Source organism: Methyloversatilis sp. (assembly GCF_965284615.1).
Classification (GTDB): domain Bacteria; phylum Pseudomonadota; class Gammaproteobacteria; order Burkholderiales; family Rhodocyclaceae; genus Methyloversatilis.
Genome location: NZ_OZ260098.1, coordinates 3,847,292 through 3,862,850, shown reverse-complemented (window position 1 = coordinate 3,862,850; position 15,559 = coordinate 3,847,292). Strand labels below are relative to the sequence as shown.

At 66.5% G+C, this 15,559-nt stretch carries 13 protein-coding genes and 1 pseudogene; all 14 read left to right on the top strand.

Annotated elements, in window-relative coordinates; translation table 11 throughout:
• The first annotated feature begins 65 nt into the window (after positions 1-65).
• The 14 genes and pseudogenes from ACQ66H_RS18325 (at position 66) to ACQ66H_RS18260 (ending at position 15,527) form a co-directional block, all read left to right on the top strand.
• Positions 66-503, top strand: coding sequence for a GlcG/HbpS family heme-binding protein (locus tag ACQ66H_RS18325; protein WP_430435214.1), 438 nt, complete (start codon positions 66-68; stop codon positions 501-503).
• 27 nt (positions 504-530) lie between these two features.
• Positions 531-1,991 carry a 2-hydroxymuconic semialdehyde dehydrogenase gene (locus ACQ66H_RS18320; RefSeq protein ID WP_430435213.1) on the top strand — a complete coding sequence of 487 codons (1,461 nt, stop codon included), beginning with the start codon at positions 531-533 and terminating at the stop codon, positions 1,989-1,991.
• Between the two features lie 11 nt (positions 1,992-2,002).
• Positions 2,003-2,836, top strand: a complete 834-nt coding sequence (locus ACQ66H_RS18315) for an alpha/beta fold hydrolase (protein ID WP_430435212.1) — start codon at positions 2,003-2,005, stop codon at positions 2,834-2,836.
• A 13-nt stretch (positions 2,837-2,849) separates the two neighbouring features.
• Positions 2,850-3,635: a 2-oxopent-4-enoate hydratase gene (dmpE, locus tag ACQ66H_RS18310; RefSeq protein ID WP_430435211.1), complete on the top strand. Its 786-nt coding sequence runs from the start codon at positions 2,850-2,852 to the stop codon at positions 3,633-3,635.
• A 10-nt stretch (positions 3,636-3,645) separates the two neighbouring features.
• A complete protein-coding gene (locus ACQ66H_RS18305) occupies positions 3,646-4,260 on the top strand; it encodes a carboxymuconolactone decarboxylase family protein (RefSeq protein WP_430435210.1) in 615 nt (204 codons plus the stop codon).
• A complete protein-coding gene (locus ACQ66H_RS18300) occupies positions 4,257-5,174 on the top strand; it encodes an acetaldehyde dehydrogenase (acetylating) (protein WP_430435209.1) in 918 nt (305 codons plus the stop codon). The genes ACQ66H_RS18305 and ACQ66H_RS18300 overlap by 4 nt, the downstream gene beginning before the upstream one ends.
• A gap of 17 nt (positions 5,175-5,191) precedes the next feature.
• Positions 5,192-6,232 (top strand): 4-hydroxy-2-oxovalerate aldolase, encoded by a 1,041-nt coding sequence (dmpG, locus tag ACQ66H_RS18295; protein WP_430435208.1) that lies wholly within the window; start codon positions 5,192-5,194, stop codon positions 6,230-6,232.
• A gap of 3 nt (positions 6,233-6,235) precedes the next feature.
• A complete protein-coding gene (dmpH, locus tag ACQ66H_RS18290) occupies positions 6,236-7,024 on the top strand; it encodes a 2-oxo-3-hexenedioate decarboxylase (protein WP_430435207.1) in 789 nt (262 codons plus the stop codon).
• 27 nt (positions 7,025-7,051) lie between these two features.
• Positions 7,052-7,246 (top strand): annotated as a pseudogene (locus tag ACQ66H_RS18285) (4-oxalocrotonate tautomerase); the annotation flags it as partial.
• Between the two features lie 68 nt (positions 7,247-7,314).
• Positions 7,315-8,295, top strand: coding sequence for a WD40/YVTN/BNR-like repeat-containing protein (locus ACQ66H_RS18280; RefSeq protein ID WP_430435206.1), 981 nt, complete (start codon positions 7,315-7,317; stop codon positions 8,293-8,295).
• Entirely contained in the window at positions 8,292-10,712 is a 2,421-nt protein-coding gene (locus ACQ66H_RS18275) for an efflux RND transporter permease subunit (protein ID WP_430435205.1), read from the top strand. Before ACQ66H_RS18280 ends, ACQ66H_RS18275 begins: the two co-directional genes overlap by 4 nt.
• A 95-nt stretch (positions 10,713-10,807) precedes the next feature.
• Positions 10,808-12,805 (top strand): DUF1302 family protein, encoded by a 1,998-nt coding sequence (locus tag ACQ66H_RS18270; RefSeq protein WP_430435204.1) that lies wholly within the window; start codon positions 10,808-10,810, stop codon positions 12,803-12,805.
• Between the two features lie 53 nt (positions 12,806-12,858).
• Positions 12,859-14,160 (top strand): DUF1329 domain-containing protein, encoded by a 1,302-nt coding sequence (locus tag ACQ66H_RS18265; protein WP_430435203.1) that lies wholly within the window; start codon positions 12,859-12,861, stop codon positions 14,158-14,160.
• Between the two features lie 404 nt (positions 14,161-14,564).
• Entirely contained in the window at positions 14,565-15,527 is a 963-nt protein-coding gene (locus ACQ66H_RS18260) for a PDR/VanB family oxidoreductase (RefSeq protein ID WP_430435202.1), read from the top strand.
• Positions 15,528-15,559: the final 32 nt, after the last annotated feature.

Below are 15,559 nucleotides of genomic sequence, written 5' to 3'. Positions count from 1 at the left end.
CGTTAAGTCCATCGAATATCGATGAGTGAGAGGTCGCGATACAGCGGCCCGGCGGAGGAGACGACATGGACGTGGCAGCACGGCAATCGACAGTGAGCTGGGAGGCGGCATCGGCGGCGGTCAGCGCGGCGGTGGCGCACGCGGCGTCCGTCGGCGCCTGCGTCAATGCAGCGGTGGTCGATCGCGCCGGTCAGCTGGTGTCCTTCCTGCGCATGCCGGGCGCCCCGCTGCACTCGGTCGATATCGCGATCGACAAGGCCTATACCGCCGCCAGCTTCGGCCTGCCGACCGGCGACTGGGCGGCCGCCCTCTCCTCCCATTCCGACGCGGTCCGCCAGGGGCTGCCGCTGCGCCCGCGCATGGTCATGTTCGGCGGCGGCCTGCCGCTGGTGGTGGCCGGCGAGCGCATTGGCGGCATCGGCATTTCCGGTGGCTCCGAGGCGCAGGACGAGGACTGCGCCCGCGCCGCGCTCGCAGCGCTCGGCTTGACCTCGGCGCGCTGACGCGCCGCTCCAACAAGAAAGAGATCGATGAAACAGATCAGCCACTTCATCAACGGTGAGTTCGTCGCCGGCCGCGAAGGCCGCCGCTTCGACAAGCGCTCGCCGCTGGACAACCGCGTCATCGCCTCGGTCAGCGAAGCCGGGCGCGACGAGGTCAATGCCGCGGTCGCCGCAGCGCGTGCCGCGCTCGAAGGACCGTGGGGCCGCATGACGGTGACCGAACGCACCGAACTGCTGTACGCGGTCGCCAATGAAATCAACCGCCGCTTCGACGACTTCGTCGCCGCCGAAGTGGCCGACACCGGCAAGCCGGTCAGCCTCGCCAGCCACCTCGACATTCCGCGCGGTGCGGCCAACTTCAAGATCTTCGCCGACGTGGTCAAGAACGTGCCGGGCGAGTTCTTCGAAATGGCGACGCCGGACGGCCGCGGCGCGATCAACTACGCGCTGCGCAAGCCGGTCGGCGTGGTCGGCGTGGTGTGTCCGTGGAACCTGCCGCTGCTGCTGATGACCTGGAAGGTCGGCCCTGCACTGGCCTGCGGCAACACCGTGGTGGTGAAGCCGTCGGAAGAGACGCCGCAGACCGCGGCGCTGCTCGGTGAAGTGATGAACGCGGTCGGCATGCCTGCCGGCGTCTACAACGTGGTGCACGGTTTCGGGCCGGATTCGGCCGGCGAATTCCTGACCACCCACCCGGGCGTCAATGCCATCACCTTCACCGGCGAGACGCGCACCGGCGAAGCCATCATGAAGGCGGCCGCCGGCGGCGCGCGGCCGGTGTCGCTGGAAATGGGTGGCAAGAACCCGGCCATCGTGTTCGCCGACTGCGACTTCGACGCCGCCATCGCCGGCACGCTGCGTTCGGCCTTCGCCAACTGCGGTCAGGTCTGCCTCGGCACCGAGCGCGTCTATGTCGAGCGCCCGCTGTTCGAGCGCTTCGTCGCAGCGTTGAAGCAGGGCGCCGAGGCGCTGGTCATGGGCCGGCCGGAGGACGAAGCCACCGGCATGGGCCCGCTGATCTCGGCCGAGCACAAGCAGAAGGTGCTGGCCTACTACCGCCGCGCGGTGGAAGAGGGCGCCACCGTTGTCACTGGCGGAGGCGTACCGGACATGCCGGGCGAACTGGCCAACGGCGCCTGGGTGCAACCCACGATCTGGACCGGATTACCGGAGACCGCCGCCGTCGTGCGCGAGGAAATCTTCGGCCCGTGTTGCCACATCGCGCCCTTCGACCGTGAAGAGGACGCGATCCGCATGGCCAACGACACGAACTACGGCCTCGCCGCGTCTGTATGGACGTCCGACATCACGCGCGGCCACCGCGTCGCGGCCGCGCTCGACACCGGTCTGGTGTGGGTGAACTCCTGGTTCCTGCGTGACCTGCGCACGCCTTTCGGCGGCGCCAAGCAATCGGGCATCGGCCGCGAAGGCGGCGTGCATTCGCTCGAGTTCTACACCGAGCTGAAGAACGTGTGCGTGAAGCTGTGAGGACCGCCGACATGAACGCACCGCTGAATCCGGAAATCGCCCGCAGCATCGTCGCCGCCGGCATCACCACCAACTATCACGACCTGGGCAGCGGCTTTCCGGTGCTCATGCTGCACGGCTCCGGCCCCGGCGTCAGCGCCTGGGCGAACTGGCGGCTGGTCATGCCGCAGCTTGCCGAACGCGCCCGCGTGATCGCGCCGGACATGGCCGGTTTCGGCTACACCGAGCGCCGCCCGGACCTCCGCTACGACATGGATACCTGGGTCGCCCAGGCCGTCGGCATGCTGGATGCACTCGGCATCGAACGCGCCGATCTGGTCGGCAACAGCTTCGGCGGCGGTCTGGCGCTGCAGGTCGCCATCCGTCACCCGCACCGCATCCGCCGCCTGGTGCTGATGGGCAGCGTCGGCGTGCGCTTCGACATCACGCCGGCGCTCGACGCGGTATGGGGCTACACGCCGTCGATCGAAACCATGCGTGGCCTGCTCGACCTGTTCGCCTACGACCGTTCGCTGGTGAATGACGATCTGGCCAAGCTGCGCTACGAAGCCACCATCCGCCCGGGCTTCCAGGAGTCTTTCGCGTCCATGTTTCCGGCGCCGCGCCAGCGCTGGGTCGATGCCATGGCCAGCAATGTCGAGGACATCAAGGCGCTGCCGCACGAAACGCTGGTGATCCACGGCCGCGAGGACCAGGTCATCCCGCTCGACACCTCGCTCACGCTGGCGCAGTGGATACCGAACGCGCAGCTGCACGTGTACGGCAAGTGCGGCCACTGGACGCAGATCGAGCACGCCGCGCGCTTCGCGCGTCTGGTCGGCGACTTTCTAAACGAATCCAATTGAACGGGTCACGGACATGATGCAAGCCGACAAGATCCAGCGCTATGGCGACGAGCTGTACGCCGCGCTCACCACCCGCGAAACCGTGGCGCCGCTGACCAGCCGCGAGCCGGACATCACGATCGAGGACGCCTACCACATCCAGCAGCGCATGATTTCGCGCCGGCTGGACGCTGGCGAGCGCATCGTCGGCAAGAAGATCGGTGTCACCTCGAAGGTGGTGCAGAACATGCTGAACGTGCACCAGCCGGACTTCGGCTACCTGCTCGACGGCATGATCTACAACGAGGGCGAGTCGATCGCCGCCAACTCGCTGATCCAGCCGCGCGCCGAAGGCGAGATCGCCTTCATCCTCAAGCACGACATCATGGGCCCCGGCGTCACTGGCGCCGACGTGCTGCGTGCCACCGAGTGCGTGATGCCCTGCTTCGAAATCGTCGATTCGCGCATCCACGAATGGAAGATCCGCATCCAGGACACGGTGGCCGACAACGCGTCGTGCGGCGTGTTCGTGCTCGGCGACCGCGCGGTGTCGCCGCGCAATCTCGACCTCGGCCTGTGCGGCATGGTGCTGGAACTGAATGGAGACATCGTCGGCACCGGCGCCGGTGCCGCCGCGCTCGGCCATCCGGTCAACGCCGTGGTGTGGCTGGCGAACACGCTGGGCCGGCTCGGCATTCCGCTCAAGGCGGGCGAAGTGATCCTGTCCGGATCGCTCGCTGCCCTTATTCCGGTCAAGGCGGGCGACAGCCTGCGCATCGCCATCGGTGGCCTCGGCGGCTGCTCGGTGCGTTTCGTCTAGGTCTGACGCCATGGCACGCATCGCACCCCTCTCGATCGAGTCCACGCCGGACATGGCGGCCGACTTCGCCTTCTTCGAGCGCACGCTCGGCTTCGTGCCGAACAGTCTGCGCACGATGGCCTACCGGCCGGCGCTGGCCAAGGGCCTGATCGCGCTGAGCCGTGGGGTGTATGACCCGGCGGGCGAGGTCGATCTGGGCTTCAAGCGCCTGGTCGGTCACGTCGCCAGCATGGCGGCCGGCTGCCTGTACTGCCGTGCGCACACCGCCACCAGCGCGCTGCGCCACGGCGTGGCCGAAGAAAAGATGGCGGCCATCGCCGACTACCGGACCAGCCCGCTTTTTTCGGATGCCGAACGCGTGGCGCTCGATTTCGCGCTGGCTGCCGCCAGCCAGCCGAACGACGTGACGGACGAACTGTTCGCCCGCCTGCGTGCGCACTGGAACGAGGGCCAGATCGTCGAGCTGCTCGGTGTGATCGCGCTGTTCGGCTTCTTCAATCGCTGGAACGATTCCCTGGCAACGACGCTTGAGTCCGAGCCCCTTCAAACCGCCGGCAGCGTGCTCGCGAACACCGGCTGGACGGCCGGCAAGCACGCCGCCGGAGACGAGGACATCCCCGCATGAACAAGATTAAGTGTGCATTGATCGGGCCGGGCAATATCGGCACCGACCTGCTGTACAAGCTCAAGCGCAGCCCGGTGCTGGAACCGGTCTGGATGGTCGGCATCGACCCGGCGTCGGAAGGCCTGGCGCGCGCCCGTGACATGGGCATCAAGACCACCAGCGATGGCGTGGACGGCCTGCTGCCGCACGTCAAGGCGGACGGCATACAGATCGCCTTCGACGCCACCAGCGCCTACGTGCATGCCGAGAACTCGCGCAAGCTCAATGCGCTGGGCGTGATGATGATCGATCTGACGCCGGCCGCCATCGGCCCCTTCTGCGTGCCGCCGGTGAACCTGAAGGAACATGTCGGCAAGCGCGAAATGAACGTGAACATGGTCACCTGCGGTGGCCAGGCGACGATCCCGATGGTGGCGGCGGTGTCGCGTGTGCAGAAGGTGAGCTACGGAGAGATCGTCGCCACCGTGTCCAGTCGCTCGGTCGGTCCGGGCACGCGCAAGAACATCGACGAATTCACCCGCACCACGTCCGGCGCCATCGAGCGCGTCGGCGGTGCCGCGAGGGGCAAGGCCATCATCGTGATCAACCCGGCCGAGCCGCCGCTGATCATGCGCGACACCATCCACTGCATCACCGAATCGGCGCCGCGCGCGGCCGAGATCGAGGAGTCGGTGCACGACATGATCCGCCAGGTGCAGGCCTATGTGCCGGGTTACCGCCTGGTCAATGGCCCGGTGATCGACATGGACACCCACCGCGTGTCCATCTTCATGGAAGTCGCCGGCCTCGGCGACTACCTGCCGAAGTACGCCGGCAATCTCGACATCATGACCGCCGCCGCCGCGCGCACGGCCGAGATGTTCGCCGAAGAAATCCTCAACGGCTCGCTTTCGCTCGAGCCCATCCCCGCTTGAGCGCAAAGGACACGACCATGAATCTCAAGGGCAAGAAGGTCACGCTGCACGACAACACGCTGCGCGACGGCATGCATCCGAAGCGCCACCAGATCACGCTGGACCAGATGCTGGCGGTGGCGCGCGGCCTCGACGAGGCGGGCATGCCGCTGATCGAGGTGACGCACGGCGACGGCCTCGGTGGCGCATCGGTGAATTACGGCTTCCCGCTGCACAGCGACGAGGAGTACCTCTCCACCGTCATCCCGGCGATGAAGAACACCAAGGTGTCGGCGCTGCTGCTGCCCGGCATCGGCACCGTCAACCACCTGCGCATGGCGCACGAACTGGGCGTGCACACGATACGCGTGGCCACCCACTGCACCGAAGCCGACGTGTCTGAACAGCACGTCGGTCTGGCGCGCAAGCTGGAGATGGACACCGTGGGCTTCCTGATGATGGCCCACATGATCGAGCCGGACAGACTCGTCGCGCAGGCGAAGCTGATGGAAAGCTACGGCGCCAACTGCGTCTATGTGACCGACTCCGCCGGCTACATGCTGCCGGACGACGTGACGGCGCGCGTCACCGCGGTGCGCCAGGCCTTGCGCCCGGAAACCGAGATCGGTTTCCACGGCCACCACAACATGTCGATGGGCGTGTCGAACTCGCTGGCTGCAATCGAAGCCGGCGCCACCCGCATCGACGGCTCGACCAACGGTCTGGGCGCCGGTGCCGGCAACACGCCGCTGGAAGTGTTCGTCGCGGTGGCCAACCGCATGGGCATCGAAACCGGTGTCGATCTGTACCGCATCATGGACGTGGCCGAAGACCTGGTGCTGCCGATGATGGAGCACCTGGTGCGCATCGACCGCGACTCGCTGACGCTGGGCTACGCCGGCGTCTATTCCTCCTTCCTGCTGTTCGCCAAGCGCGCCGGCGCCAAGTACGGCATCGCGCCGCGCGACATCCTGATGGAACTGGGCCGCCGCGGCATGGTGGGCGGGCAGGAGGACATGATCGAGGACACTGCGATCACGATGGCGCGCGAGCGCGCCGCTGCTGTGGCGGGGGTCTGAGCGATGAACCTCGACCGCATCACCATCGCGCTGCTCGCCGAGCGCCTCGAAAACTGCGAGCTGGAAGCGCGCGACACCACCAAGATCACCGACGACCACCCGGACATGGACTGGGAGGACGCCTACGCGGTGCAGGACGCGATCCGCGCCCGCAAGCTGGCGCGCGGCGCGCGCATCGTCGGCCTGAAGGCCGGACTTACCTCGCGCGCCAAGATGAAGCAGATGGGCGTCGAAGACCCGGTATTCGGCTTCCTGGTCGATGACTTCGCAGTCGCCGACGGCGGCGACATCGATACGACGAAGCTCATCCACCCCAAGGTCGAGCCGGAAATCGCTTTCGTCACCAAGGCACCGCTGAAGGGCCCGGGCTGCCACATCGCCGCCGTGCTCGCCGCCACCGACTTCGTCGTTCCGGCGATCGAAATCATCGATTCGCGCTACCGCGATTTCAAGTTCGACCTGAAGAGCGTGGTCGCCGACAACTGCTCGTCGTCGCGCTTCGTGGTCGGCGGTACCGCGACGCCGGTCGAGGGCCTGGACCTGCGCACGCTGGGCGTGGTGCTGGAAAAGAACGGGCAGCCGGTGGCGCTCGGCGCCGGTGCCGCGGTGCTCGGTCACCCGGCGGCGGCCATCGCCATGCTGGCCAACATGCTGGGCCGCCGTGGCGAAGAGATCCCGGCCGGCACGCTCATCCTGTCCGGCGGCATCACCGAGGCGGTCGCGGTGGCAGCCGGCGACAGCGTGAGTCTGCGCATCCAGTCGCTCGGTTCGACCAGCGTCCGCTTCGTCTGACCGCCCTTCGCCTTCCAGGAGAAACGACACATGCCATTCGCACAGATCAACCTGATCGAAGGCCGGACCGAGGACCAGAAGCGCGCCGTCATCGAGAAGGTGACGCAGGCGCTGGTCGAGGCGGTCGGCGCACCGCGTGAAGCGGTGCGCGTGATGATCGTCGAGGTACCCAGTTCGCATTGGGGCATCGGCGGCGTCAGCGCCAAGGACCTCGGGCGCTAGCCGCGCACCGCCCCACGACGTAGCCCATCGACGACCCGGCCGCAGAGCCGGGCAAGGAGGAGAAATACATGAACCATCACGGATTCAGGGCGCTGGCCGTCTGTGCCGCGCTCACCTCGCTCGCAACCGGCTGCACCCAGGCGCCCGACCTGTCGGCCGCGCGCGCCGAGGCGCAGAAGCCGGTGCAGCGCTACGACGCCATCCAGGCGCTGGCCGCGCACGGCGACAAGGTCGCTGCCGGCACCCGCAGCGGTGCGGTGCTGGTGTCTTCGGACGGCGGCCGCAGCTGGAATCGACAGCCCATCGCCGGGCCGTCGTCGATCACCGGCATGGACGTGTGCCCGGACGGTCGCTTCATTGCCATCGATTTCTACCGGAAGGTGTGGACGGCCGATGCCCAGCTGTCCGCCTGGACCGCCCAGCCACTGGAGGCACCGCACACCGCGCTGGCCGTGCATTGCGACCGTCAGGGCCGCTGGTGGGTCGCGGGCAGCGGCGCGCTCATCGTGCGCAGCGACGACCTGGGCAAGAGCTGGCAGAAGACCGACCTGCAGGAAGACCTGCAGATCACCACGGTGCAGATGGTCGATGAGCTGAACGGCTTTGCCACCGGCGAATTCGGCACCGTCGTGGTCACCACCGACGGCGGCGCGACCTGGGCCAAGCGCGGCGCGCTGCCCGAGGAGTTCTATCCCTACGCGGCGCTGTTCGTGTCGGCCAGTGAAGGCTGGGTCAGCGGGCTGGCCGGGCAGGTCGTACACACCACCGACGGCGGCCTGACCTGGACGCCGCAGCTGAATCGGGCCGGCGCACCGCTGTATCGCATCTTCATGCATGCCGGCGCACCGCACGCGGTCGGTGCCGGTGGCGCGGTGGTGCGTCTGCAGGGCGAGGAATGGGTGGCCGTGGCCTACCCGGACGCCCGACCGGTGCCGCTCGCCGCCGGCACCTCGGTTGCCGCGAACAACACCCTTCTGATCGGCGGGCCGGGTGGCCTGCTGCGTGCCATCGCCGACGGTGGCTCATCCAAACCCGGAGCAGCGAAATGATCGCCCCGATCCGCAAGTCCATCACCCACATGCTGCACAAGGCCGAAGAGTGGATCTTCGCCAATCCGAAGATCGTGCTCAGCCTGATCTTCCTGGTCACGCTGGCCTTCGCCGCCGCGCTGCCCAAGCTGCGCATCTATTCCGACTTCTCCGACCTGCTGCCGCAGGAGCACAGCTACATCCAGACCTACAACCGCATCAAGGAGAACTTCGGCGGCGCCAACATGATCGTGATGGCGATCGAGGTCGAGCAGGGCACGATCTTCAACAACGACACGCTGAAACTGGTGCATGAGGCGACGCAGGGCGTGGACAACCTGCCCAGCGTGAACCATAACCTGGTGTCCTCGCTGACCCACCGCACCGCGCGCAAGGTGTTCCTGTCGCCCGAGGGCAGCTTCGTGTCGCAGCCCTACTACGACCCGGCAAAGACCTACTCGGCGGACGAACTCGCGCAGATGCAGCGCGACGTGATCGCCAATCCCAACCTCTATGGCCTGATGGTGTCGCCAGACTTCAAGGCGGCGCTGATCAAGGCGCAGCTCAACGAGAGCGAACTCGACTACGTCGAAACCTTCGCCGCGCTGCAGACCGTGCGCGACACGCTGGCGCGCGAAGGCCACAAGGTGCACGTGACCGGCAATCCGGTGCTGACCGGCTGGGTCTATACCTACCTCGACCAGATCGTGCAGATCCTCGCGTGGACGCTGGCGCTGCTGGCGACGCTGCTCATCGTCTACTTCCGCCGCCTGTACGGCATCGCGCTGCCGCTGCTGGGCATCGCGCTGTCGTCGATCTGGGGCCTCGGTTTCATGGCGCTGGCCGGCATCAACCTCGAACCGCTGTCGCTGCCGATTCCGTTCCTGATCGCCGCCCGCGCCACCTCGCACGGCGTACAGCTGGTGGTGCGCTACTACGAAGAACTGGCCATCGTGAAGAACGGCAGGCAGGCGGCGCGCAACGCGCTCGATGCGCTGTTCCGCCCGGGCTCGCTGGCCATCATCGTCGATGCGGTGGGCATTGCCGTGCTGGTGCTCGGTGCCGCGCCGTTCAACTACAAGCTCGGCCTGGCCGCCGGCTTCTGGGGCTTCTCGGTCATCTTCACGGTGCACTTCATGGTGCCGCTGGCGCTGACCGTGCTGCCGCAGCCGAAGACGATGGAGAACGCCAACGAGGGCGTGCGCAACTTCCTCGGCAACGCGATGGCGCGTACCGGCGGTACCGACGGCGGCGCGCGCGCCATCCTGTTCGCCTCGCTTGCCTGCGTGGTGGTCGGCAGCTGGTACGTGGCCAAGGTGCAGCTCGGCGAGTCCGAGCCGGGCAGCCCGCTGCTGAACCGCGACCACGACTACAACGTGTTGACGGCGGCCATCAACACGCTGTTCCCGGGCTCGGAAGAGCTGCACATCGTCGCCCGCACCGAAGAGAAGGGTGGCATCAAGCGACCCGAGGTGATGCACGCGATCGAGCGCTTCCAGGCGCACATGCTGTCCGATCCGACGCTGGGCGGCGCACGTGCGCTGCCGGGCGTGGTGCGCGTGGTGAACCAGCTCACCCACAACGACGATCCGCGCTGGGCGCAGATCCCGGATAACGCCGACGAGGTGGGCGGCCTGATGTTCGCCTACATGGCGTCCAGCCCGATTCCGGGTGCGCTGAAGGAGTACATCAGCCCGGACGAGAACGAAGCCAACATGGTGTTCTTCTACAAGGACCACCAGGCGGAAACGATCAACCGGGTGGTCGCGCTTGCGGAGGAGGGCAAGGCGCGCATCGAGGCCGAGGTGCCGGGCCTGAAGATAGAACTGGGCGGCGGCATCATCGGCGTCACCGCGGCGGCCAACCAGGCGCTGCACACCGATCACATGATCATCATTCCGGCGGTCATGCTGCTGGCCTTCTTCCTGGTGATGGCCTATTACCAGTCGCTGCACGCCGGCTGGCTGATGGTGCTGCCCATGCTGTTCGCCACCGTCATGACCTACGCCTACATGGGCTGGGCCAACATCGGCATCAGCGTGAACACGGTGCCGGTGATCGCGGTCGGCGTTGGCGTCGGCATCGACTACGCGGTGTACTTCATGGACCGCATCCGCGAGGAAATGGCGGTCACCCGCAACATCCACCGCGCCGTCGTCAATGCGGTCGCCACCACCGGCTACGCCGTGTCCTTCACCGCCGCGACGCTGATCGCCGGCGTCGTCATGTGGATCTTCATGTCCGACCTGCGCTTCCAGTCGGATGCCGCGGTCCTGCTGTCTTTCATGCTGGTCGTCAATGCGCTGGCCGCGATGCTCATCGTGCCGGCCTGGTGCGTGGTGTTCCGCCCGCACTTCGTGGTGGCCACCCACTACGCCGAAGACGGCGTGCTGGAAGAGGACGACGCCCCGCGCGAGGTCGCCCGCGCGGCGGCCTGACCGAAAGCTTCAACCCGCCGGGCGGGTGTCCGTCCGCCCGGTCAAGACAGAGAGAGTCAGCAGTGCGATAGCAGGACAAACAGGAGGAGGACAAGGTGGACACATACAAGAAGAGGAGCCACCTCGCGGCCCGTGTCGGGCTGGGAGGGGTACTGTGCGCACTCGCCGCACTGAACGCGATCGCGCAGGACAACCTGCCCGACCTGGGCAGCAGCCAGGACAAGTGGAAGGTCAACGTCTATTACGAGAACGACACCCGCTTCCGCGGCAAGGACAACACCGACCGCACGGTGGGTCTGTCCAAGTTCCGCAACACGCTGCAGGTCGAGGCCGACAAGGCGCTCGGCAATGGCTGGGAGTTCCACGGCGTGCTGCGCGGCACCTTCGACGGCGTCTATCGCATCAACGACGACCAGTACGGCAAGGAGGCCGGCGGGGCCATCAATCTGGACACCACCGATCCGGCCGGTGCCTTCGGCGGCACGCGCTCGACGCCGCACGGTCAGGGCGTAGTTGGCGACAACGGATTGATCGACACGCCCTTCCTCGGCTTCGATCTGAACCGCAACCCGAACGACGGTCTGCGTGTGCTCGGCGACCGCTGGCACGACGTCGAGGGCGGCGTTGCCTTCGGCGTGCCGGTGCGTCCGTGCGACTACGACAGCCGCGGCTGTACCGACTTCGGCGGATACGGCGACAAGAAGCGTTCGGAACTGGAATCGCCCGAGTTCAACTCGCGGCTGGATTTCATCCGCGAAGCCTATGTGAAGAAGACCTTCGCGCTCGACGAGCAGCGCGCCATCTTCCTGAAGATAGGCAAGCAGCAGGTAGTGTGGGGCCGCACCGATCTGTTCCGCGTGCTCGACGTGATCAACCCGGTCGACTACTCGCGCAACAACATCTACGACGAGCTGGAAGACATCCGCATCCCGATGTGGATGGTGCAGGCCGAGTACCGCATGGGCGGCAGCGAAACCATGCAGGAGCGCAATCTGCAGGTGGTGTGGAACTTCGACCAGTTCCGTGCCAACAACCTCGGCCAGTGCGGCACCGCCAATGTCATCCTCGACGCCGGCTGCTTCTTCCGTGGCATGAAGAACCTGTGGGACAACGGTGGCACGGTGGCCAATTTCGCCAACCTGCCCGGCGTGCCCGGTTCCTATCTGGCGACCGACTTCGGCCCGGGCCAGATCGGTCTGGCCGACGTGCATCTGCCGGGCTGGAAGTTGAAGAACACGCAACTGGGTGTGAAGTACGAAGGCGTGACGCAGGGTGGCCTGTCCTTCTCGTTGAATGCGCTGACCTACCGCTCGCAGCTGCCCAGCCTGCGCGGTGCGCGTCGTGGCACCAACGGTTTCACCGGCGAGTTCCGTGATTCCTGGCCCTACCTGATCTCGTTCGACATGCACTTCCCGCGCGTGAACCTGATCGGCGGTTCGATGGACTTCGAGTGGGAAGCGGCCAACGCGGCGGTACGCGTCGAGGCAGCACTGACCGACGGTGAGGAGTTCGCCAACACCTCCAAGCCGGAGCTGTACTCGAAGAACAATGTGTTCCGTGCCGTCATCGGTGTCAACCGGCCGACCTTCATCCCCTTCATCAACCCGCGCCGCACCACGCTCATTTCCGGTCAGCTGTTCTACCAGCACATCTTCAACCACGATGACGAACGCGGTCCGATGGGCGGCCGCATCGGCATACCGGACTGGGAGGACAACGTGATCGGCACACTGCTGATCAAGGCCTTCCTGAAGAACGACCGCCTGAGCCCGCAGATCATCTTCGCGCACGACTTCCGCGCGCAGGCCACGGTGGCCGCGCCGCAGGTCGAATGGCTGCTCAGCGACAACCTGAAGTTCGCCATCGGCGCCAACGTGAAGCTCGGCAGCGACAACGATCGCTACAAGTACGACGACTGCCGCGCCTGCAACCCTTGGCCGCCCTTCACCTCGGGTAACTACGGCGGTGATCCGACCCAGGCCTTCTCGCGTGGGCTGGCCGGCCTCGAACCGCTGGGCCGCTTCCGCGCCGGCCCGATCGGCGCCGCCTGGGCCGAAGACGAAATCTACGCAACCCTCCGCTACAAGTTCTGACCATCCACCGCAGTGCCGGGGCGCGCGCCCCGGCTTCACAGGAGACGCACGCAATGAACAAGCTACTCGCCGCCGGCCTGCTCGCAGCCGGACTGTGCACCCAGGCCTTCGCCGCCAGCGAAGCCGATGTCGAAAGCGCTTTCGAGCCGTACAAGAAGGGCTTTCCGACCTTCCCCGGCCTCAGTGCCGGCATGACCATCAACAAGGACAACGTCAACCAGTTCAAGGACGCGCTGGACGCCGGCATGTACATGGTGATCAAGAACGGCTGGTACCAGATCAAGGTCGGCGAGACGCTGAGCTTTCCGAACCCCAAGGGCTATGTCGAGGCCACCCGCAAGAACCTGAACAAGACCAAGCTGGGCGCCAAGACGGGCGAAATCGAAGGCTTTGCCGGTGGCCGTCCCTTCCCGGAAGAGCCGAGCACTTCCGACCCGCGCGCCGGCGAGAAGGTGGCGTGGAACTTCAAGTACGGCGCGAACTGGGGCGACAACGCCGCCATCCACCCGTTCTACTGGAAGTACCGCAACATGACGACCGGCCAGCTCGAGCGGACGCTGAAGTTCAACTTCTTCTTCCTGAACTTTAAACACCGTACCGACCACGCGCCGACACCCGAAGTGACGCCGAACGCAGCCAACCTCTACCGCGCCATCTACGCCCAGGTGCTGGAGCCGCAGGATCTGAAGAACACGCAGTTGCTGATCCAGAAGTACGAAGACGACACCAAGTTCGACGATGCCTACCTCTACCTCGGCTTCCAGCGCCGCGTGCGCCGGCTGGCGGCAGGGCAGGTGACCGATTCCTTCCTCGGCTCCGACCTGATGATCGAGGACTTCGAGGGCTATGAAAGCCGCGTGTCCGACATGCAGTGGAAGTTCGTCGGTACGAAGAACCTGCTGATGCCCTACTACAAGCACAACGACATGAAGCTGTCGGACGAATTCAAGGAAGAGGACGGCTACAAGTACGTGAGCTTCACCGGTCAGGGCGAGTGCTTCCCCGACATCACCTGGCAGTTGCGCAAGGTACACATCGTCGAGGCGGTGCCGGTCAACAGCAACCATCCGGTCGGCAAGCGCATCATGCATTTCGACGCCCAGGTCTATGGCGCCTCGCGCACGCTGGTGTATGACCGCAAGGGCGAACTGTGGAAGAGCTGGACCATCGGCAAGGCGCACCCGGACTTCCACCTGCCGATCAACAAGGGCACCGGTGTTGCGCTCGACGATTCCTTCTCGATGGTGGACGTGCAGGCCAAGCACTGCACGACCGGCCAGTTCAAGGGCAAGGTCGATCCCAAGCTGAGCCCGGCCAACCTGTTCCAGGTGCAGAACATGCGCGGCGGCAACTGATGCCCGCCCCCTCACGCGTGTCCGCGTGAGGCCAAAGATGATGTGAGCGGTACTCCTCGTTCCCGGTCCGCCGGGACACGCCCCGACACGGCCCCCGTGCCGGGGCTTTTTTTCGCCTTCGCCTGCGCACGCCGACGCGCTCGTGAAGTCGTTTCCGCATTTGACGAACTCCGGATTTCCGATATCCGGAAGTCGGGGCAGGGCGGTTCAGGCGAACAACGTCCGTTCTGAACAAATCCTTTCGAATCAGTGGTGTGCGTACATGCGCGCCCTTGGCATGCTCGTTGCAAATCCGGAGTCTGCGCGGCGCTGAACCCGTGCAACACAAGAACATCCGGAGGAAGAATGCAGCATTGTCCGAACGGCGCGCGCCCGTCGCCTGCCCAGACCGAAGGCGCCGAGGCATGAGCGCGCCCGACATCCCGGTCGTCGTCACCCGCCACGCGCGCGTCGCCGACGACATCGTCCACATCGTGCTCGAATCGCCGGCCGGCACCCCGTTGCCGGCCTTCGCGGCCGGTGCCCACATCGACGTCGAACTGCCGAACGGCCTGGTGCGCCAGTACTCGCTGCTCGGCGATCCGGCGCAGTCACGACAGTACGAGCTCGGGGTGCTGCGCGAGGCGAGCGGCCGCGGCGGCTCGCGCAGCGCGCACGGCGATCTGCGCGCCGGCATGCGCATCCGCATCGGCGCACCGCGCAACCTGTTCGCGCTGGTGCCGGCGCGCCGTTCGCTGCTGTTCGCAGGTGGCATCGGCATCACGCCCATGCTGGCGATGGCGCAGCAGCTGGCGCACGGCCGCTCCGACTTCACCTTGCACTACTGCGCCCGCACGCCGGCGCGCGCTGCCTTCCTCGACCGGCTGCGCGACGCGCCCTGGGCCGACCGCGTACGCCTGCATTTCGACGACGGCGACCCGCGGCAGAAGCTGGACGCCGCTACCGTGCTGGCCGCACCTTCGACCGACACCCATCTCTACGTCTGCGGGCCGAAGGGCTTCATGGACCACGTGATCGGCAGCGCCCGTGCGGCCGGCTGGGCCGACGCGAACATCCACGCCGAGTCCTTCGCCGCGACCGACGGCGCGGGTAGCGGCGATCAGGCCTTTGTCGTGCAGCTCGCACGCAGCGGTCGCGTCGTGCCGGTGGCCGTCGGGCAGACGGTGGCGGCGGCACTGGCCGCGCACGACGTCGAGGTGCCGCTGTCCTGCGAACAGGGCATCTGCGGCACCTGCGTGACGCGGGTGCTGGCCGGCCAACCGGATCACCGCGACATGTATTTCAGCGACGCCGAGCGGGCGGCGAACGACTGCTTCACGCCCTGCTGTTCGCGCTCGAAATCCGCCGTGCTGGTGCTCGATCTCTGATCGGCGGCCGCAGGCGCATCCAGGCGCCCGGT